This window comes from Pelomonas sp. Root1237 (genome assembly GCF_001425055.1).
GTDB lineage: Bacteria > Pseudomonadota > Gammaproteobacteria > Burkholderiales > Burkholderiaceae_C > Pelomonas.
The window spans coordinates 599,623-617,764 of the sequence record NZ_LMDK01000016.1 but is presented as its reverse complement, the minus strand read 5'-3'; the positions used below and the strand labels follow the sequence as shown (position 1 = coordinate 617,764).

The 18,142-nt window shown below is 65.2% G+C and carries 20 protein-coding genes; 10 read left to right on the top strand and 10 right to left on the bottom strand.

Going from position 1 to position 18,142, the window contains the following annotated elements; all coding sequences use genetic code 11:
• Window positions 1-14 precede the first annotated feature (14 nt).
• Window positions 15-353: a P-II family nitrogen regulator gene (locus ASC91_RS15660; RefSeq protein ID WP_056198291.1), complete on the top strand. Its 339-nt coding sequence runs from the start codon at window positions 15-17 to the stop codon at window positions 351-353.
• Here the strand turns inward: ASC91_RS15660 and ASC91_RS15655 are convergent.
• The 7 genes from ASC91_RS15655 to ASC91_RS15625 form a co-directional block, all read right to left on the bottom strand.
• Window positions 350-961, bottom strand: coding sequence for a LysE family translocator (locus ASC91_RS15655; RefSeq protein WP_056198289.1), 612 nt, complete (start codon window positions 959-961; stop codon window positions 350-352). The genes ASC91_RS15660 and ASC91_RS15655 overlap by 4 nt on opposite strands.
• 64 nt (window positions 962-1,025) lie before the next feature.
• Entirely contained in the window at window positions 1,026-1,811 is a 786-nt protein-coding gene (locus tag ASC91_RS15650) for an AraC family transcriptional regulator (RefSeq protein WP_056198287.1), read from the bottom strand.
• Between the two features lie 98 nt (window positions 1,812-1,909).
• Entirely contained in the window at window positions 1,910-2,287 is a 378-nt protein-coding gene (locus tag ASC91_RS15645; protein ID WP_056198286.1) for a diacylglycerol kinase, read from the bottom strand.
• Window positions 2,288-2,360: 73 nt separating this feature from the next.
• A complete protein-coding gene (locus ASC91_RS15640) occupies window positions 2,361-2,873 on the bottom strand; it encodes an RDD family protein (protein ID WP_056198283.1) in 513 nt (170 codons plus the stop codon).
• Complete coding sequence (locus ASC91_RS15635) at window positions 2,870-3,514, bottom strand: DUF3106 domain-containing protein (RefSeq protein WP_056198281.1); 645 nt, start codon at window positions 3,512-3,514, stop codon at window positions 2,870-2,872. The genes ASC91_RS15640 and ASC91_RS15635 overlap by 4 nt, the downstream gene beginning before the upstream one ends.
• Window positions 3,515-3,698: 184 nt before the next feature.
• The gene (locus tag ASC91_RS15630) at window positions 3,699-4,172 is read right to left on the bottom strand and encodes a DUF3619 family protein (RefSeq protein ID WP_082532708.1); all 474 of its coding nucleotides are present in this window, start codon (window positions 4,170-4,172) and stop codon (window positions 3,699-3,701) included.
• The gene (locus ASC91_RS15625) at window positions 4,169-4,738 is read right to left on the bottom strand and encodes an RNA polymerase sigma factor (protein WP_056198279.1); all 570 of its coding nucleotides are present in this window, start codon (window positions 4,736-4,738) and stop codon (window positions 4,169-4,171) included. Before ASC91_RS15625 ends, ASC91_RS15630 begins: the two co-directional genes overlap by 4 nt.
• Window positions 4,739-4,969: 231 nt before the next feature.
• Between ASC91_RS15625 and ASC91_RS15620 the strand changes: the two genes are divergently transcribed.
• The 4 genes from ASC91_RS15620 (at window position 4,970) to ASC91_RS15605 (ending at window position 10,015) form a co-directional block, all read left to right on the top strand.
• On the top strand, window positions 4,970-6,754 hold the full coding sequence (locus ASC91_RS15620; protein ID WP_056198277.1) for an acetolactate synthase 3 catalytic subunit: 1,785 nt from the start codon (window positions 4,970-4,972) through the stop codon (window positions 6,752-6,754).
• A 165-nt stretch (window positions 6,755-6,919) separates the two neighbouring features.
• A complete protein-coding gene (gene ilvN / locus ASC91_RS15615; protein WP_056198275.1) occupies window positions 6,920-7,411 on the top strand; it encodes an acetolactate synthase small subunit in 492 nt (163 codons plus the stop codon).
• Between the two features lie 48 nt (window positions 7,412-7,459).
• The gene (ilvC, locus tag ASC91_RS15610; protein ID WP_056198273.1) at window positions 7,460-8,476 is read left to right on the top strand and encodes a ketol-acid reductoisomerase; all 1,017 of its coding nucleotides are present in this window, start codon (window positions 7,460-7,462) and stop codon (window positions 8,474-8,476) included.
• A gap of 147 nt (window positions 8,477-8,623) precedes the next feature.
• On the top strand, window positions 8,624-10,015 hold the full coding sequence (locus tag ASC91_RS15605) for a hypothetical protein (protein WP_056198271.1): 1,392 nt from the start codon (window positions 8,624-8,626) through the stop codon (window positions 10,013-10,015).
• 16 nt (window positions 10,016-10,031) lie between these two features.
• Here ASC91_RS15605 and ASC91_RS15600 read toward each other — a convergent pair whose 3' ends face one another.
• Both ASC91_RS15600 and ASC91_RS15595 read right to left on the bottom strand, forming a co-directional pair.
• Window positions 10,032-10,463: a DUF1810 domain-containing protein gene (locus tag ASC91_RS15600; RefSeq protein ID WP_056198269.1), complete on the bottom strand. Its 432-nt coding sequence runs from the start codon at window positions 10,461-10,463 to the stop codon at window positions 10,032-10,034.
• Window positions 10,460-10,804: an NIPSNAP family protein gene (locus tag ASC91_RS15595; RefSeq protein ID WP_235532002.1), complete on the bottom strand. Its 345-nt coding sequence runs from the start codon at window positions 10,802-10,804 to the stop codon at window positions 10,460-10,462. Before ASC91_RS15595 ends, ASC91_RS15600 begins: the two co-directional genes overlap by 4 nt.
• Before the next feature lie 77 nt (window positions 10,805-10,881).
• Between ASC91_RS15595 and pssA the strand changes: the two genes are divergently transcribed.
• From pssA to pbpG, 5 genes are all read left to right on the top strand, one after another.
• The gene (gene pssA / locus ASC91_RS15590) at window positions 10,882-11,706 is read left to right on the top strand and encodes a CDP-diacylglycerol--serine O-phosphatidyltransferase (RefSeq protein ID WP_056198267.1); all 825 of its coding nucleotides are present in this window, start codon (window positions 10,882-10,884) and stop codon (window positions 11,704-11,706) included.
• A 198-nt stretch (window positions 11,707-11,904) separates the two neighbouring features.
• Complete coding sequence (gene leuA, locus ASC91_RS15585) at window positions 11,905-13,593, top strand: 2-isopropylmalate synthase (protein WP_056198265.1); 1,689 nt, start codon at window positions 11,905-11,907, stop codon at window positions 13,591-13,593.
• Window positions 13,590-15,131, top strand: coding sequence for a 2-isopropylmalate synthase (locus tag ASC91_RS15580; protein WP_056198264.1), 1,542 nt, complete (start codon window positions 13,590-13,592; stop codon window positions 15,129-15,131). Before leuA ends, ASC91_RS15580 begins: the two co-directional genes overlap by 4 nt.
• A gap of 163 nt (window positions 15,132-15,294) precedes the next feature.
• Window positions 15,295-15,861: a PEP-CTERM sorting domain-containing protein gene (locus tag ASC91_RS15575; protein ID WP_200955291.1), complete on the top strand. Its 567-nt coding sequence runs from the start codon at window positions 15,295-15,297 to the stop codon at window positions 15,859-15,861.
• Between the two features lie 433 nt (window positions 15,862-16,294).
• Window positions 16,295-17,290, top strand: coding sequence for a D-alanyl-D-alanine endopeptidase (gene pbpG / locus ASC91_RS15570; protein WP_235532001.1), 996 nt, complete (start codon window positions 16,295-16,297; stop codon window positions 17,288-17,290).
• Window positions 17,291-17,343: 53 nt separating this feature from the next.
• On the opposite strand, the gene ASC91_RS15565 is transcribed toward pbpG, so the two are convergent.
• A complete protein-coding gene (locus tag ASC91_RS15565; protein ID WP_056198258.1) occupies window positions 17,344-18,114 on the bottom strand; it encodes an IclR family transcriptional regulator in 771 nt (256 codons plus the stop codon).
• Window positions 18,115-18,142: the final 28 nt, after the last annotated feature.

Here is an 18,142-nt window from a genome sequence, read left to right as displayed (position 1 = left end):
CTGGAGCGCTCGCAATGAAGCAAATCACCGCCATCATCAAACCCTTCAAGCTCGACGAAGTGCGCGAGGCGCTGGCCGAAGTAGGCGCGTCGGGCCTGACGGTCACCGAAGTCAAGGGTTTTGGCCGCCAGAAGGGGCACACCGAGCTGTATCGCGGCGCTGAATACGTCGTCGACTTCCTGCCCAAGGTCAAGGTCGAGGTCGTCGTGAAGGACGACGAGGTCGACCGCTGCATCGACGCCATCCTGAAGGCCGCCAAGACCGGCAAGATCGGCGACGGCAAGATCTTCGTGCTGCCGGTCGAGCAAGTGGTGCGCATCCGTACCGGCGAGACGGACGAAGCCGCCGTCTAACGCTGCGTCAGCGCGAGCTTCGCGCCCAGGGCGACGAAGGTCGCTGCAAAGCTGCGGCGCAGCCAGGCCATCGCGGTCTCGCTGCCGAGCACATGCTCGCGCATGCGTGCGGCGAACGCGCCGTAAAGGGCGAACACCCCGAAGGTCATGGCCATGAAGAGGGCCGAGAGCTGCAACATCGCCAGCGTCGGCGCTGCTTCGTCCTTGGCGATGAATTGCGGCAGGAAGGCCAGGAAGAACATGGACAGCTTGGGATTGAGCAGGTTCACGAGCACAGCGTGGCGAATGACCTCCCCATCGGATCGAGTGGTGCCATCGGCTTCGACCTTCAGCACCCCCTGTTCGCGCCAGGTCATCCAGGCGATGTAGAGCAGATAGGCCACGCCGGCGAACTTGACGGCCTCGAAGGCCAGGCTGCTTGCATGCAACAGCGCCGCCAGGCCCGTGATGGCCGCCAGCATGTGGGGCACGACGCCGAGCGTGCAGCCGAAAGCCGCGATGACGGCCATGCGCGCGCCGCGCGATAGGCCGGTGGCGATGGTGACGGCCGCACCCGTGCCCGGTGAGGCGACAACGAGCAGGGACACGGTCAGGAATTCGAGGTTCATGGGGCACTCCTTGATGGAGGCGCCATGCTGCGGCGGATGCGGCCAGTGGGTCTTGAACGAAATTTCAGCGGCTGCGCGCCAACGCCCCGGGCGTCAAGCCGAAGTTGCGCACAAAGCAGCGCGTCATGTGGCTTTGGTCCGCGAATCCGCTGGCCGCGGCGGCCTCTGCCAGCGACAGGCCTTGGCGCACCAGCCGGCGCGCGCGCTGTACGCGGCGCTGCAGCAGGTAGGCGTGCGGTGGCAGGCCGGTCAGGCGTGTGAACGCGCGCAGGAACTGGTAGCGGCTCATCGCCGCGTCGGTGGCCAAGCCTGATAGCGTCAGTACGGCAGCGGGATCGTCGTCAATGCGCTCGCGCGAGGCGGTGACACCGGCACTCACGGCGGGGCGCTCTACCGAAGAGGGCTTGAGAAGCCGCGCGGTCAGCGTCAGCAGTTCGGCGTCGGAGTGCAACGCGTCGTCCGTGGTGACCGCGTCGAACAGGGCGCGAAAGCGTGCCGTCATGAGGGCATCACGAATGACGGGCGCCTTGAACTCAAACGATGAACCTGGCGCGATGTCCGCTGCCGCATCCAGCAGCCGGGCCGGATCGACATAGAGCATGCGCCAGCACCGCCCGCTCGCATCAAAGGGCGTGCCGTCGTGCACCTCGCCGGGGTTGACCGTGATCAGGTCGCCCGCACCAGCCTCGACGACACCGCGCCCGCTGGCCGATTTCTGCGCGCCTCGCTCGATGAGGCCAATGCCGAACTCGTCATGGGTGTGGCGGCCGAAGGCCAGTGCCGAGTCGGCCACGACCACCTCGACGCCGTCGACGTGGCTGGGGATCAGCTTGAAACCGCGGGCCTGCATGGCCCGACTGTGGCATGTCAGTGCCGCCCGGCCGTCCGAAGGCGCTGACGCGCCCCCTCGGGGGCAGCTCATGAAATGCGCGTGGGGGCTGCGTTGCCTCAGCGCAGGTGCTGCCAGACGGCGGCGGCCCAGATGCCGCCAGCAAGCACCAGCGCCATCAGCACGGCGGCGCTGGCAATGTCCTTGGCGCGCTTGGACAGCTCATGCCGCTCGAAGGACACACGGTCAACAACCGCTTCAATGGCGGAGTTCAGCAACTCGACGATGAGCAGCAGCAGCAGCGAGCCCAGCAGCAGCGCCGCTTGCTCCCAGGTGTTGGCCAACCAGAACGCCAGCGGCGCGGCAATGATGCAGAGCCAGGTTTCCTGGCGGAAGGCGCTCTCGCCGGTGTAGGCGGCCTTGAGACCGGCCCAGGAATAGCCGGCGGCGTGGATGATGCGGTCCAGGCCGGTCCGGCCCTTGTGCGGGTTGGTCATGGGGCACCCTTAGGCCTGCGGCCTTGTCCCGCCAGGCGGGAGCGAGTTTGCTTGGGACGGCCCGGCGCTGCGCTCATGAGCGCACGGGAAGTTGGGTGATGACGCGCGAACCGCAGAGGGCGTCGTGCAGGAATTGTCGCTGCGGGTGCAGGCGTGCAATCAGCAGGTAGCCGGCGATGCCGGCCAGCAGGCTGCCGATGATGGCACCGCCGCCGTGCAGGCCCAGCGCCCAGACGCTGATCAGCGCCGGCAGGAACCACAGCCAGCTCAAGCAGTAGCGCAGCAACGCACGGCCCCAGCCCAGCGGCCGGCCGGCGGCGTCGGTGACGCGCAGATGCCAGGTCTTCATCGCCAGCGTCTGACCCGAGCGCGTCCAGAAGCCGACGAAGTACAGGCCCAGCACGGTGAAAAGGCTCACGGCCATGCCCGTGCGACCCTCCAGCGCATGCTGCTGGCGCGTCAGCACCGAGTAGAGGAAGCCGGCGAAGAAGACCACGCCGAACAGCAGTACGCCTTCGTAGAGAAAGGCCGCGAAACGTCTCGCCAGGCCCGCAGGCGCGGCGTTCGTGTCGACCAACGCCGTCATGTGCGCGGTACGGACGCGGGTGGCGCCTTCAGCGATTTTGGCAGCAGCGTCTTGGGGTCCACCAGGGCCGGATCGGCCACCACCTTGGTCTCACCCGCTGCGTGGTGGGCCGGCAGGACGAGGCCGCGCGTGATCAGGACCGTCGTAGCACCCGGCTTGGCCTGGATGAGACTGCCTGTCACGGGTGTCGGCGTGACGAGCTTGGGCGCCGCGGGCACGATATTGGACTTGGGCACCGCAGTCAGCGGCTTGGCCACCGGGCTGGCGGCCTTGGTCTGGGCCTGACGGCGCGCAACGGCCTTGTCGGCAAGCTCCTGGCGTTTTTCCTGGGGCAGCGCCTGGTAGGCCTCCCACTTGGCCTGACGCTGCTCGGAATCCACCTGTTTGGCCACCTGGAAGCCGATGCGGGCATCGACTCGCTCGCCCGGCGTCAGATTGGCCCAGTCACGCATGCGTTCATGCAGGCGGTTGAGTTCGGCAGGCGGCAGCACGGCCAGACGCGGCGTCGCATTCAGCCACTTGCTGCGCTGGTTGGGGCCGAGCTTGTCCCAGTCCTTCGCCAGCGGTGCGAGGAGGTCGCGCTGCGCTGGCGTCAGTGCCTGCCAGGTCGGTGCGGCGGCCAGCGCGGAGACCGGCGACATGACAGGTGCTGCCGGTCGAACTGCGGGAGGGGAGATGGCCGCGCTTGCTGCAATGGCATCTGGCGCCGAAGCCGCGTCTTGTGCCTGCGCAAAAGCAGAAAACCCCGCTGCGGTGAGCAGCAGGGCAATCAACGGGCGGAGAGGGGCGGGAGGCCTCCGCGCGGCTCGGCTCATGGGCATCCGGTCATTCTTGACCGTCTCTCAGGAATTCGGCGAAGCCCGGATCGCTGAAGGCGGAGGGCGGCAGGTTGTCGCTGAGCAGCGCCGTGTCCACCTCAGCGGCGGCGACGATCTGTTCATGGATCTGGCCTTGTTGCATCAACAGCAGCCCGGCCAGCAGCGCCAGCAGCGGGAGGGCGGACGCAAGCTTGGACCATAGGCCGTTGTTGCCGCCGGCACCGCGCGGGCCGCCGCTCAGGGCCAGCGTCGAACCCATCTGCACCACCCCAGGGCTGGCCGTGCTTACCGAGGTGCGCGCAGCGCGGGCCTGGGCGGCGCGGGCCAAGGCTTGCTCACGTGCGAAGCGCAGACGTTCGGACACGTCATGCGGCAGTGTGGCGTTGCGCTCGGTCAGGCCAGCAGCGACACGCAGGCCAAAACGCGTGACGCGAGCATCCAGGTCGGCAGGGAAGGTGGAAAATTTCGACGGCGACTTCATAGCGTGATCCCCTTGGCCTTGAGCGACTTCGCCAGCGAATGGACGGCGCGGGAACAGTGAGTTTTGACACTGCCTTCCGAGCAACCCATCACAGACGCGGTCTCTGCAACATCCAGTTCCTCCCAGTAACGCAGCAGGAAGGCTTCGCGTTGACGCGTCGGCAGCTGTTCGACTTCCGTCTCGATGCGCTGCAAGATCTGCGCCCGGCTGACCTCATCCGCGGCGCTCAAGGCGCCCATGGCGCCTTCCTGGGTTTCAAGGATCTCCAGCAGGTCGAAATCACCGTCACCATCGCCGCCGCCCTCGAACTCCGACATATTCGTCATGACGGCCCGGCGCGTCTTCTGGCGACGGAAGTAATCCATCGTCGCGTTCGACAGGATGCGCTGGAACAGCAGCGGCAACTCGGCCGCGGGGCGGTCGAAATAGTTCTCGGCCAGCTTGATCATGGCGTCCTGGACGATGTCCAGGGCGGCATCGTCGTCTCGAACCACGTAGGCCGTGCGCTTGAAGGCGCGGCGGTCGACGGTACGCAGGAAATCGTTGAGTTCTTTGTCGGTGGCCAAGGCGGGGAGGCAGGTCCGGGCGGCAGCTCGGATTATGGCATTCGTCTGATACGAAGGCTCACACGATTTTGCTCGGCATAATGTTGCTTCGCACAAAGAGTCAATGGTCTCTCAGTGGCCGCCCGACTGGGGCTCCATCTGTTGATCGCGCAGGTTCCAAATCCGCTTCACGAGAGCGAGAAGAGGGACACCAATGGTTTTTCGTTAGAGAAATTCACAAAGGTTCTAAAAATGGACATGTCTGCCGCGGATATCAAGCGCGCCGCCCTGGCGCAGCCGAATTCCCAATCCCCCAATTCCACCGCGGAGCTCAACGGCTCCGAGATCCTCGTTCGCTGCCTGCAGGCCGAAGGGGTGCGCCATCTCTGGGGTTACCCCGGCGGCGCGGTGCTCTACATCTACGACGCCCTCTACAAGCAGGAAAGCATCCAGCACGTGCTGGTGCGCCACGAGCAGGCGGCCGTACACGCCGCCGACGGCTTTGCCCGGGCGACCGGCGAAGTCGGTGTGGCGCTGGTCACCTCGGGCCCAGGAGTCACGAATGCCGTGACCGGCATCGCGACGGCCTACATGGACTCGATCCCGATGGTCATCATCACGGGTCAGGTGCCTAGCGCGGCCATCGGCCTGGACGCCTTCCAGGAGTGCGACACGGTCGGCATCACGCGCCCCATCGTCAAGCACAACTTCCTGGTGAAGGACGTGCGCGACCTGGCGCTGACGCTGAAGAAGGCCTTCCACATCGCCCGTACCGGACGCCCCGGCCCGGTCGTCGTGGACATTCCGAAGGACGTGTCGCTCGCGAAGACGACGTTCAGCTATCCGGACCGCATCGAAATGCGCTCCTACAACCCGGTCAAGAAGGGCCATAGCGGCCAGATCCGCAAGGCGGTCCAACTGCTGCTGCAGGCCAAGCGCCCTTACATCTACACGGGCGGCGGTGTCATCCTGGGTGAAGCCACGGCGGAGCTGCGCCAGCTGGTCGACATGCTGGGCTTCCCCTGCACGAACACGCTGATGGGCCTGGGTGCCATGCCCGGCACCGACCCGCGCTTCCTGGGCATGCTGGGCATGCACGGCACGTACGAGGCCAACATGACCATGCAGCACTGCGACGTGCTGCTGGCCGTGGGCGCGCGCTTCGATGACCGCGTCATCGGCAACCCCAAGCACTTCGGTTCGGTCGAGCGCAAGATCATCCACGTGGACATCGACCCCTCGTCGATCTCCAAGCGCGTGCGCGTCGACATTCCCATTGTCGGCGACGTGAAGGACGTGCTGCAGGAGCTGATCGCCCAGCTGAAGGAAGCGCAGGCCAAGCCGGATGCGGACGCCGTCAACGCATGGTGGAATCAGATCAATGAATGGCGCGGCCGCGACTGCCTGGTCTACAAGGGCTCGGACGAGGTCATCAAGCCGCAGATGGTCGTCGACACGCTGTGGAAGCTGACCCGCGACCGCGACACCTACATCACCAGCGACGTCGGCCAGCACCAGATGTGGGCCGCGCAGTACTACAAGTTCGACCAGCCGCGCCGCTGGATCAACTCCGGCGGCCTGGGCACCATGGGCGTGGGCCTGCCCTATGCGATGGGCATCAAGCTGGCCAAGCCGGAGTCGGATGTGTTCTGCATCACCGGCGAAGGCAGCATCCAGATGTGCATCCAGGAGCTGTCGACCTGCTTCCAGTACAAGACGCCGGTCAAGATCGTCTCGCTGAACAACCGCTACCTGGGCATGGTGCGGCAGTGGCAGCAGCTGGACTACGGCGGCCGCTACTCGCACAGCTACATGGACGCGCTGCCCGACTTCGTGAAGCTGGCCGAGGCCTATGGCCACGTCGGCATCCTGGTCGAGAAGCCCAGCGACGTCGAGCCCGCGCTGAAGGAAGCGATGCGCCTGACCGACCGTACCGTCTTCCTGGACATCCGCACCGATCCGACCGAGAACGTCTGGCCCATGGTCAAGGCGGGCAAGGGCATTTCCGAGATGCTGCTGGGATCGGAAGACCTGTGAGCGCCTGAAATCGGCAGCTCTGGCTGGCGTTACCGCGCCAGTCGGGGTTGCCGCTGAAAAGCGCAAGCAGTCCGACACCCGCAGCGATCCACTCCACTCGAACCCGCAGCCAAGGTCCGCTGGTTACCGCCAGCGGCACTGAAGAGCGCGAAGGACGAAGAACCCATGAAACACATCATTGCTTTGCTCATCGAGAACGAGCCGGGTGCGCTGTCGCGCGTCGTCGGCCTGTTCTCGGCCCGCGGCTACAACATCGAGAGCCTGACCGTCGCGCCGACCGAGGACCCGTCCCTCTCGCGCATGACCATCGTGACGACGGGCAGCGACGAGGTCATCGAGCAGATCACCAAGCACCTGAACCGCCTCATCGAGGTCGTCAAGGTCGTCGATCTGACTGAAGGCAACTACACCGAGCGTGAGCTGATGCTCATCAAGGTGCGCGCCGTCGGCAAGGAGCGCGAGGAAATCAAGCGCACCGCCGACATCTTCCGTGGCCGCGTCATCGACGTGACCGAGAAGACCTACACGATCGAGTTGACCGGCGACGCCGGCAAGCTCGACGCCTTCATCGATGCGATCGACCGTGCGTCCATCCTCGAAACCGTACGCACCGGCGCCAGCGGCATCGGCCGCGGCGAGCGCATCCTGCGCGTCTGATCCGCCTTCACCCCAACACACCACAGTTTTTTCCTGGAGCGACCCATCATGAACGTCTACTACGACAAGGACGCCGATCTCAGCCTCATCAAGGGCAAGAACGTCACCATCATCGGCTACGGCTCACAAGGCCATGCCCACGCGCAGAACCTGAATGACAGCGGCTGCAAGGTCACCGTCGCGCTGCGCCGCAGCGGCGCGTCCTGGTCCAAGGCCGAAGGCGCGGGCCTCAAGGTCGCCGAGATCGCCGACGCCGTGAAATCGGCCGACGTGGTCATGATCCTGCTGCCCGACGAGCAGATCGCCGACGTCTACAAGAACGAGGTCGAGCCCAATATCAAGCAGGGCGCGTCGCTGGCCTTCGCACACGGCTTCAACGTCCACTACGGCCAGGTGCAGCCGCGCGCTGACCTGGATGTCTGGATGGTCGCTCCCAAGGCCCCCGGCCATACGGTGCGCAACACGTATCGCCAGGGTGGCGGCGTGCCCCACCTGATCGCCATCTACCAGGACAAGACCGGCAAGGCCCGTGACCTGGCCCTGAGCTATGCCGCAGCCAACGGTGGCGGCAAGGCCGGCATCATCCAGACCAGTTTCCGCGAAGAGACCGAGACCGACCTCTTCGGCGAGCAGGCCGTGCTGTGCGGCGGCGCCGTGGAACTGATCAAGGCGGGCTTCGAGACGCTGACGGAAGCCGGCTACGCCCCCGAGATGGCCTACTTCGAATGCCTGCACGAGCTCAAGCTCATCGTGGACCTGATCTACGAAGGCGGCATCGCCAACATGAACTACTCGATCTCGAACAACGCCGAGTACGGTGAGTACGTGACCGGCCCGCGCGTCGTCACCGAAGACACCAAGAACGCGATGCGCCAGTGCCTGAAGGACATCCAGACGGGCGAATACGCCAAGAGCTTCATCCTCGAGAACAAGGCCGGCGCTCCGACGCTGATCAGCCGCCGCCGCCTGACGGCCGAGCACCCCATCGAGCAGGTCGGTGAGAAGCTGCGCGAAATGATGCCCTGGATCAAGGCCAACAAGCTGGTGGACAAGGCGAAGAACTGATCGCCAGCCCGCTCGCTACAGATTGAAAGGCCGGTGCCGAAGGGCGCCGGCCTTTTTTGTTGGGGAACCGATCCGCTGCTTTCCGTCACGAAGGCTGGTGATGGCAGGCGCGCCTGCGCCGACGTTCAACTGTGGAGGTGCCTGATCTTGGACAAGTCGCTCCCTGAAACGACCGCTGTGCGCGAGGTGCTGGAGTCGATCAAGAGCACCGAGGTCGTCGTCGATGAAATAGTTGCGCCCGGTGCCGTGTCCTTGAAGATCGAGGCACGTGGTGGCGGCCGGGTCGTGGCCGCGGAAGCCAACGTGCCACTGCGGCTCACGGTCACGGTGATGGGAGCAAGCGGGCCGATGGAGGCGGTCGCCACCGATGTCGTCCTGTCCTCAGACGGCAAGCTGTCCGGCGACGTGACGCTGCCGGCCAGCGCCTTTGCTCGCGGCATCGCCGATGCCCAGGTGCAGTTCACCGAGGCGGCCCAGGGCGTCACGCTCACCGCTCGAAGTGGCGACCTGACGGCTGTCACCGCCCGGTTTGTCGTGATGCCCGCGTTGGTGCCGTTCACCGGCCGCGGGCCCTTGGTGGCGAACAGAAACGAGATTCAGGGCAAGACCAGGAAGGCTCGCGCCGTGCTGCTTGAGCCGCCGCGCAACCCGGGGTCCGAGGCGCTGGCCATGCTGCGTGCCAGGCGGCCGATCGCTGGCCTGAATTCGGCCGGCCCCAACTCGAAAAAGTCAGAAGACGAACTCGGGGCAGGGCGGTCTGGCGATGCGGGAACGAACTGCCTGTGCTGCACGATGGGTGCGATCACGGGGCAGACGACGACGGCGCTGGTGCACGCAATGATCCGCGACAAGCTCGGCCCCGACATCCGGGCGGGGCTGGATGAATCGTGGAAGACCCAGGACAAGGAGCTTGTGGACGCCGAAGTGCAGCGGCGACTTGAAACGTTGATCGCCGATTACGGGACCATGCAGGACGAAAAGATCTGGTGGCGGCTGGAGAGCCTGAAGAACTTCATGACCAAGGCCTCGGACAAGGTGCCGGGCGAGGACGTCTCGGGGGATGCACAACTGCGCGGTACGCGCGGTCTGATGGTTTCTGAGGCCAAGCGCCGCAACGCGGAGGCTGGCACCGATGGCATCCGCTACAAGGTCGTCCAGGACGGGGTGGCTGACACCGACCCGTTGAAGAGCAAGACCTATGCGCTGGATGGCGAGATGCAGGCGCAGATGGGCAAGTATCCCGACGGCACCCAGTTCCAGGTGTTCGTCTATGGGTCGATGCATCACTGGCTGTTCGCGGAAAAATACAATGGAAAGGTGGTGATGGAGGACTACCAAAAGTCCAAACCACCGGTCGGCATCAAGGCCTCAGCCAGCGGACCGACGGGCTACACGGGTGACGACGTGCCGCACCATCCGGTCGCTCAGGAGCAGTCAGGCGTTTTCACGCAGGGCTATTTCCTTGCCATCTGCCCGGAGTCGTTCGACGCCAGCCAGGCCTGGGCCGGCAACAGGGACTGGCCGCAGGTCTCGATGTAAGGAACCGGCTCGCGAATCACCCCCGCGGGGCGCCGGCCAGCAGGCTCAACGTCGCCTCATCCCGCTCCCCGTTGTAGAGCTTCTCCAGCGTCCGCCCAAACAGGTGGTCCGGCTCGCCTGCCACCGACTCGAACAAGGTCAGGCAGGACTTGAACTTCATCGCGTCCAGGTCGCCCAGGATGCGCTCGGCCGACTTGCCCTCGTGAGCCTGCATGGCTTGCACACAATCACGCAACCGCGCGCCCAGCACCGGATGGGCGAGATAGGCCTCGGCTTCCGCGCGGCCTGCGATGCCGTATTCATGCGCCATGGCGCTGCGCCCCAGCCCGCGCAACTGCGGCAGCACGAACCAGATCCAGTGACCGGTCTTGCGGCCGGCCTTGAGCTCGGCCAGCGCCTGCTCGTACCGCCCCTGCTGAGCCTGAACGAAGCGGTCGAGTGTGCTCATGGCATGCCGTTGTGGGCTCGCAGCGCCTCGACGGCTTCATCGGGCAGCCAAAGCAGCGTGTTCAGATAGTCGTCCAGGCAGTCCACCAGTGCCGCACGCGGCCCCTCTCGCCAGGCAGCCGAGCCATAAAAGGCATCCTGCTGCGCAACCAGTTGTTCCCGGCTGTCGAACGCGCGGATCAGGAAGAAGCTCTCGTGCTCATGATCCGAGCGCCCAAAGGCCACGACGTCCATGCCGCTGGCGCGCACCAGCGGCAGCGCAGCCTGTACTGCAGGGACGAAGCGCTCGGCGCAGCTGGGTTTGAGCTTGTAGGTGCGGACCTCGATCAGTTTCATGGTCATGAGTTGGAGTGGATGCGCACTGCATGCTAGGCCTTCGCGAATGCCGAAGCAGGGCCCCCTGAGCTATCCTGCCGCCCATGATTCCCGAGCCCACCGAGGACGACGAGCCCAGCCTCGCCGTCCGCCCCCGCCGCAAAGGCATCTACGCTCTGCCCAACGCGATCACGCTGGGCGCGCTGTTCAGCGCCTTCTATGCCATCGTCATGGCCATGAACGGCCGCTTCGAGGTGGCCTGTGTTGCCATCTTTGCCGCTGCCATCCTCGATAGTCTTGATGGCCGCGTCGCACGCATGACCAATACCCAGTCAGCCTTCGGCGAGCAGATGGACAGCCTGTCCGACATGGTGGCCTTCGGTGCCGCGCCGGCGTTGATCGTCTACATGTGGGCGCTCAAGGACATGGGCAAGCCGGGCTGGATTCCGGCCTTCGTCTATATCGCCGGCGCTGCACTGCGGCTGGCACGCTTCAACGTCAACATCGGCGTGGTGGACAAGCGCTATTTCCAGGGGCTGCCAAGCCCCGCGGCAGCGGCGATCGTGATGGGCCTGATCTGGGCCGTCGTGGATCGGAAGGAGTACACCGGTGTCCAGCCCGGGGGTTGGGTCGCCTGGGTGGCTTACGGCATCACCTTGTTCGCCGGGCTTTCGATGGTGACGAACGCTCCGTTCTACAGCTTCAAAGTCTTCGACCGGCGGCGCAGCGTGCCCTTCATCGTGTTGGTTGTGATCATGCTTGGCATCGGCCTTGCCGCACTCGATCCATCGCGCGTTCTCTTCGGTGTCTTCTGCGTCTATGGCCTGTCGGGGTATGTCATCTATGGCTGGCGCAAGTCCAAGGGCAAGCCCGTCAGCGTCATCTCCACCAGCACCGACGAGCCGGATGAACGTGGCTTGCATCAATAGCCATTCATGCTAGATTCCCGACCCATGAGCCGCGCCACGCGAATTAGCCTGCTACTAGCCCTAGAGGAACCACGGGTTCGCTAGTCAGTCGCGCACGTACGCTCACACCTGACCCCAACGGCCCGTATGCAACCGCAGCGGGCCGTTCGTGTTTTCAAAGGCTGCTGGTTGCGCCACCCACCCTCGGATGGAACACCCATGTTGAAGCAACCGCAGCAAAAGTACCGCTCCTTCGCCCCGATCGCATTGCCGGACCGCCGCTGGCCCGATGCCGTGCTGACCCGCGCGCCGATCTGGCTGAGCACCGACCTGCGTGACGGCAACCAGGCGCTGATCGAGCCGATGGACATTGCCCGCAAGCTGCGCATGTTCCAGCAGCTCGTGAAGATCGGCTTCAAGGAGATCGAGGTCGGCTTCCCGTCGGCGTCGCAGACCGAGTTCGACTTCATCCGCCTGCTCATCGACGGCGGACACATCCCCGACGACGTGACCATCCAGGTGCTGACGCAGGCGCGTGCCCACCTGATCGAGCGCACTTTTGAGTCGCTGGATGGCGTAAGGCGCGTCATCGTCCACGTCTACAACGCGGTCGCACCCATCATGCGCCGTGTCGTGCTCGGCACGGACGAGGACGGCATCGTCGAGCTCGCGGCCTCGCACGCCCGCCAGATCAAGGAGCTGGCCGCCGCACGGCCAGGCGTGGACTGGCGCTTCGAGTATTCGCCCGAAATGTTTTCTGGCACCGAGCTGGCCTTCAGCAAGCGTGTCGTCGATGCGGTGACGGCGGTCTGGCAGCCGACGCCCGAGCGCAAGTGCATCATCAACCTGCCGTCCACCGTCGAGCACAGCACGCCCAATATCTTCGCGGACATGATCGAGTGGATGCACCGCAACCTGGCGCGCCGCGAATCCATCGTGCTGTCCGTGCACCCGCACAACGACCGCGGTACCGGCACGGCGGCTGGTGAGTTCGCGCTGATGGCGGGCGCTGACCGCGTCGAGGGCTGCCTGTTCGGCAACGGCGAGCGCACCGGCAACGTCGACCTCGTCAACATCGCGCTCAACCTTTACACCCAGGGCGTGGACCCGCAGCTCGATTTCTCCGACATCGACGAGGTACGCCGCTGCGTCGAGCATTGCACGCAGATCCCTGTGCATCCGCGCCACCCTTACGTGGGCGACCTCGTCTACACCTCCTTCTCGGGCTCCCACCAGGACGCCATCAAGAAAGCCTTCGCAGCCCGCCGGGAGGGGGAGATTTGGGACATGCCCTATCTCCCCGTCGACCCCAAGGACCTGGGCCGCAGCTATGACGCCGTCATCCGCGTGAACAGCCAGTCAGGCAAGGGCGGCATCGCCTATCTGCTGGAAGCGGAATACGGCCTGGAGCTGCCGCGGCGCCTGCAGATCGAGTTCAGCCAGGTCGTACAACGCGTCATGGACGACGCCGGCAAGGAACTGACGGCCGCAGACATCTATGCCATCTTTGAACGCGAGTACGGCATCGGTGACGCTGGCGCGGCCGTCGTGCAGCCGCAGATGACCGAAGTAGCGGGCGGCGCGATGCGCCTGTCGGCCGAAATCGTGTTGGGTGGCTGGATGGGCCATGTGCAGGGAGAGGGCAACGGTCCCATCGATGCCTTCGTCAACGCGCTGTCGACACGCCTGGGCCAAGAGGTGCGTGTGCTGGACTACCACGAGCATTCCATCGGCAGCGGCGCCGATGCGCGCGCGGTGGCCTATCTGGAGCTTCGCGTGGGCGACGTGACTCGCCATGGCGTCGGCATTGATGGCAGCATCGTGCGTGCGTCCATGCAGGCCATCCTGTCCGGCCTGTCTCGCGCACCGGTGGCCGTGCCCCAGATTCGAGAGGAAAACGTGCGATGACCGACAAACTGATCATCTTCGACACCACGCTGCGCGATGGTGAGCAATCGCCCGGCGCGTCCATGACGCGCGAGGAGAAGCTGCGCATCGCCCGCCAACTGGAGCGCATGAAGGTCGACATCATCGAGGCCGGTTTCGCGGCATCGAGCAATGGTGACTTCGAGGCGGTCAAGGCCATTGCCGCGGCGGTCAAGGACAGCACGGTCTGTTCACTGGCCCGCGCCAACGACCGTGACATCTCACGAGCGGCCGAAGCGCTGGCACCTGCTCACCGGGCTCGCATCCACACCTTCATCGCCACCAGCGAACTCCACATGGAGAAGAAGCTGCGCATGACCCGCGAGCAGGTGCTGGAGCAGGCCATGCTGGCGGTGCGCTTCGCGCGCAACCTGTGCGGCGACATCGAGTTCTCGCCCGAGGACGGCTACCGCTCCGACATCGACTTTCTCGCCCGAGTCTGCGAGGCCGTCATCAAGGAAGGCGCCGGCACCATCAACATCCCCGACACGGTGGGCTATGCCATTCCCGAGCTGTATGGCGACTTTCTGCGCCGCCTGCGCGAGAAGGTGCCCAACTCCGACCAGGCCATCTGGAGCGTGCACTGCCACAACGACCTGGGCATGGCGGTCGCCAATTCCCTGGCCGGCGTGAAGATTGGCGGCGCTCGCCAGGTGGAATGCACCATCAACGGCCTGGGCGAGCGCGCCGGCAACTGTTCGCTCGAAGAGGTCGTCATGGCCGTCAAGACGCGGCGCGACTATTTCGGCCTGGATGTCGGCCTCGACACGTCTCAGATCGTGCCGGCCTCCAGGCTGGTATCGCAGACGACCGGCTTCGTCGTGCAGCCCAACAAGGCCGTCGTCGGCGCCAACGCCTTCGCGCACGCCTCAGGCATCCACCAGGACGGCGTGCTGAAGGCGCGCGACACCTATGAAATCATGCGCGCCGAGGATGTGGGCTGGGCGGCCAACAAGATCGTGCTGGGCAAGCTGTCTGGCCGCAATGCCTTCAAGGCGCGGCTGCAGGAGCTTGGCATCCAGTTGGAGAGTGAAGCCGAGGTCAATGCGGCCTTCCAGCGTTTCAAGGATCTGGCCGACCGCAAGAACGAGATCTTCGATGAGGACATCGTTGCCCTCGTGATGGACGAGTCGGTCATCAACGACGCCGAGCACTACCGCCTGCTGTCGCTCGCCCAACGCAGCGAGACCGGGGAGCGCCCGCACGCAGCCATCGTCTTCGCCGTGGGGCTCCAGGAGCATCGCGCGGAAAGCGACGGCAACGGTCCGGTCGACGCGACGCTGCGCGCCATCGAGTCGGTCGTGCAGTCGGGGGCAGAGATGCTGCTGTATTCCGTCAACGCGATCACGGGTGGCAGCACGGAGTCACAGGGTGAGGTGACGGTGCGGCTGCAGCATGCCGGTCGGGTGGTGAACGGGGTCGGCGCCGACCCCGACATCATCGTGGCGTCGGCCAAGGCCTACTTGAGCGCACTGAACAAGCTGCAGAGCAAGGCCGAGCGCGTGGCAGCCCAAGGCTAGCCCGCCGTCGCGCCCAGAAGCGTCGAGTTTTTTGACAGTCGCAGCGCGGCATTGGCAGCGTCCTTTGCTAAACCGTTGATCGCTCTGAGTTTTTCCATCAATCTTGTGGATGGTCCGGAAATTGCGTGACGTCGGCGTCCGCATCCGAAACCCTGGAGTACCCATGTCGTCGATCGCCCGCCTTCTGAAAGCCTTCACCCTCTCCGTCGGTATCTTGGCTGGTAGTTTGGCTGGTGCAGCGCCCACGATCAGCTATTCGGGCGGCGTTGCAGTCGGCATCCAGGACCTGGAGGTCGATGGCCTGACCTATGACGTTTCCTTTGTCTTCGGGCCCTACAACACGGTCTTTGCCTCTGACGCCCCGACCTTCCTCGGCGACGAGGCGGCTGCGAATGAGGCGGCGGACGCCCTGCTGGCGGTTCTGGGGGCGCCTCCCACCGTCGTCATCGGCGACCCGTCGAGCTGCTGCGGGGTTCTTTGGGTGGCGTTCGCTGACCAGTTCCAAGGCAATATTGGCCAATATCAGGCAACGCAGACGGGCTATCAGGATGGCACCGGCGCCACCTGGCAGCGTTTTGGGTCGTTCGTGGACTCGAAGACGGCCAACCGCACCGAGAACAATTGGGCCTTTGCCGTGTTCACCCCGAACACCGTGCCTGAGCCGGGCTCGCTGGCCCTTGTTGGCTTGGCAATCGCGGGTCTCGGCGTCGCGCGCCGCCGCGCTTCCTGATCGGCTAAGGATGGCGCCACGCCGCGCCAACATCCCGCACCCCCATTGCTGCTGTAACCGCCGTGATCCCTGTCACGGCGGTTGCAACCGTTTCCATGTCCCCGTGGAATTTGGCGCGCAAAGCAGCCGCTGCTCCTGCTTCAAAAGGCAGCCTACCGCCCGAGAATGACGCCCTGAGGCACTCGCAGGCAACGAGCGGGTCGACTGAGCGGCAATCCTTGGTATTCGGGGCCGACCCGATTCCCAGACGCTGTCAGCCAAGGCCTACTTGCATGCGTTTGGAGCCCGTTGCGAAGCGAAGAGCCGGTGGCAAGCCCTGAGGTGACGGCCCGTCAATACGGGACAAGAGTTCACTTGAGGTATTTCACTTAAGTTCTTATCTTGTCGGTACTTTTGGCGTCACGTACACTGCCGCCTGCGTTGGGGACCTCCGTTGAAGACATTTGCCGCCGCTTTCCTGAGCCTCACCTTCCTGGCCGCGCTGCCTGGCGCCGCCACGGCCGCCGCCGACACGACCCAATCCAGGGCCATCCGCACTCCCGCCAAAACCGCCGCCGTGCCCACGCGCAAGGTGCGCTCGGTCGTGCTGCGCAGGGCGGTCTCACCCGTTATCTCGGCTGTGCCCACCTTCGGGCAGGTTGCCGGCCTGCACCAGGTGGATGACCCGCTGGCCCTGAAGTCCAGCGTGGCCTATGTGCTGGACCAGGACACCAACGAGGTGCTGTTCTCCAAGAATCCCCAGGCCGTGCTGCCCATCGCCTCCATCACCAAGCTGATGACGGCGTTGGTGGTGGTCGAGGCCGGGCTGTCGCTGGACGAGAAGATTTCGGTCACCGATGACGACATCGATACCGAGAAGTTCACCCGCTCCCGCCTGGCCGTCGGCACGACGCTGACGCGCGGCGACATGCTGCACCTGGCCCTGATGGCCAGCGAGAACCGCGCCGCCCATGCGCTGGGCCGCAACTACCCCGGTGGCCTGGACGCCTTCGTCGCCGCGATGAACGCCAAGGCCGAGAGCCTGGGCATGGCCGACACCCACTATGTCGAGCCCACCGGCCTGTCGAGCCGCAACCAGAGCAGCGCCGCTGACCTGGCCAAGCTCGTCAATGTGACCAGCCAAGTGCCGCTGCTGCGCGACCTGTCCACCTCCCGCGAAGCGCGCGTGGCCCTGGGCAAGCGCCTGGTGCAGTTCCACAGCACCAACGGCCTGCTGTCCAACCCGCTGTGGGACATCGGCCTGCAGAAGACCGGTTTCATCAACGAGGCCGGCAAATGCCTGGTCATGCAGGCCAGCATGGCCGGCCGCAAGCTGATCATGGTGTTCCTGGATTCCAGCGGCAAGGCGTCGCGGATCGCGGACGCCGAGCGCATGCGCAAGTGGCTGGCCAGCCAGGGCGAGACGGCGACCGCCTCTGCCAAGCTCTGAGCGGTTGAATCCAATGAAAACACGGCGCCTCGGCGCCGTGTTTTGCTTTGGCTTCAGACGCGGTGGCCCAGCGCCGACGAGATCTGAGAGGCCGTTTCCTTCAGCCGGACGACCCAACTCTCCTCCAGCCGGTCGGCCGGTGCTGAGATCGACAAGCCGGCCACCAGCTTGGCTTGGTCGTCATAGATGCCGGCCGCCATGCACCGCACGCCCAGCTCCAGTTCCTCATCGTCGCGGGCAATACCGCGCTGGCGCACCATGGCCAGCTCGCGCTCGAGTGAGCTGATGTCGGTCAAGCTGTTGCGCGTGTGACCCGACAGGCCGGTGCGCGTTGCGTAGGCGCGCACGCGCGGGCTGTCGTCGCTGGCCAAGAAGAGCTTGCCCACTGAGGTGAGGTGCAAGGGCGCGCGGCCGCCCACGGCGCGCACGACCTGCATGCCCGAGCGTTCGGAGTAGGTGCGTTCGATGTAGACAATCTCGTCGCCCTGGCGCACCGACAGGTTGACCGGCTGGTGGGTGAACTTGTGCAGCTCGCGCATGGCCGGCAGGGCGGCGTCGCGCACATCCAGCCGCGCCTTCACGAGGTTGCCCATTTCCAGCATGCGCATGCCGAGTCGATAACTACCGGCTTCGGGGCGATCCACGTATCGACCGAGGGTCAGGTCATTGAGAATCCGGTGCGCCGTGGAGGGGTGCAGCCCGGTGGCCTCGGACAAGGCCTTCAGCGACACCGGGTCCTGGTGGCTCGCCAGCACGTCCAGCAGCGAGAACATGCGCTCCAGCACCTGGATCGCCGGGGTCTGCTGGGCCTCTTTGGATTTCATGGCTTCATTGTGGGGGAGATTGCCAGTG

Excerpts from the sequence above, each read along its gene's own strand:
- ASC91_RS15660 (WP_056198291.1), top strand. The coding sequence starts at position 15 with ATGAAGCAAATCACCGCCATCATCAAACCCTTCAAGCTCGACGAAGTG.
- ASC91_RS15655 (WP_056198289.1), bottom strand. The coding sequence starts at position 961 with ATGAACCTCGAATTCCTGACCGTGTCCCTGCTCGTTGTCGCCTCACCG.
- ASC91_RS15650 (WP_056198287.1), bottom strand. The coding sequence starts at position 1,811 with ATGCAGGCCCGCGGTTTCAAGCTGATCCCCAGCCACGTCGACGGCGTC.
- ASC91_RS15645 (WP_056198286.1), bottom strand. The coding sequence starts at position 2,287 with ATGACCAACCCGCACAAGGGCCGGACCGGCCTGGACCGCATCATCCAC.
- ASC91_RS15640 (WP_056198283.1), bottom strand. The coding sequence starts at position 2,873 with ATGACGGCGTTGGTCGACACGAACGCCGCGCCTGCGGGCCTGGCGAGA.
- ASC91_RS15635 (WP_056198281.1), bottom strand. The coding sequence starts at position 3,514 with ATGTCGCCGGTCTCCGCGCTGGCCGCCGCACCGACCTGGCAGGCACTG.
- ASC91_RS15630 (WP_082532708.1), bottom strand. The coding sequence starts at position 4,172 with ATGAAGTCGCCGTCGAAATTTTCCACCTTCCCTGCCGACCTGGATGCT.
- ASC91_RS15620 (WP_056198277.1), top strand. The coding sequence starts at position 4,970 with ATGGACATGTCTGCCGCGGATATCAAGCGCGCCGCCCTGGCGCAGCCG.
- ilvN (WP_056198275.1), top strand. The coding sequence starts at position 6,920 with ATGAAACACATCATTGCTTTGCTCATCGAGAACGAGCCGGGTGCGCTG.
- ilvC (WP_056198273.1), top strand. The coding sequence starts at position 7,460 with ATGAACGTCTACTACGACAAGGACGCCGATCTCAGCCTCATCAAGGGC.
- ASC91_RS15600 (WP_056198269.1), bottom strand. The coding sequence starts at position 10,463 with ATGAGCACACTCGACCGCTTCGTTCAGGCTCAGCAGGGGCGGTACGAG.
- ASC91_RS15595 (WP_235532002.1), bottom strand. The coding sequence starts at position 10,804 with ATGACCATGAAACTGATCGAGGTCCGCACCTACAAGCTCAAACCCAGC.
- pssA (WP_056198267.1), top strand. The coding sequence starts at position 10,882 with ATGATTCCCGAGCCCACCGAGGACGACGAGCCCAGCCTCGCCGTCCGC.
- leuA (WP_056198265.1), top strand. The coding sequence starts at position 11,905 with ATGTTGAAGCAACCGCAGCAAAAGTACCGCTCCTTCGCCCCGATCGCA.
- ASC91_RS15580 (WP_056198264.1), top strand. The coding sequence starts at position 13,590 with ATGACCGACAAACTGATCATCTTCGACACCACGCTGCGCGATGGTGAG.
- ASC91_RS15575 (WP_200955291.1), top strand. The coding sequence starts at position 15,295 with ATGTCGTCGATCGCCCGCCTTCTGAAAGCCTTCACCCTCTCCGTCGGT.
- ASC91_RS15565 (WP_056198258.1), bottom strand. The coding sequence starts at position 18,114 with ATGAAATCCAAAGAGGCCCAGCAGACCCCGGCGATCCAGGTGCTGGAG.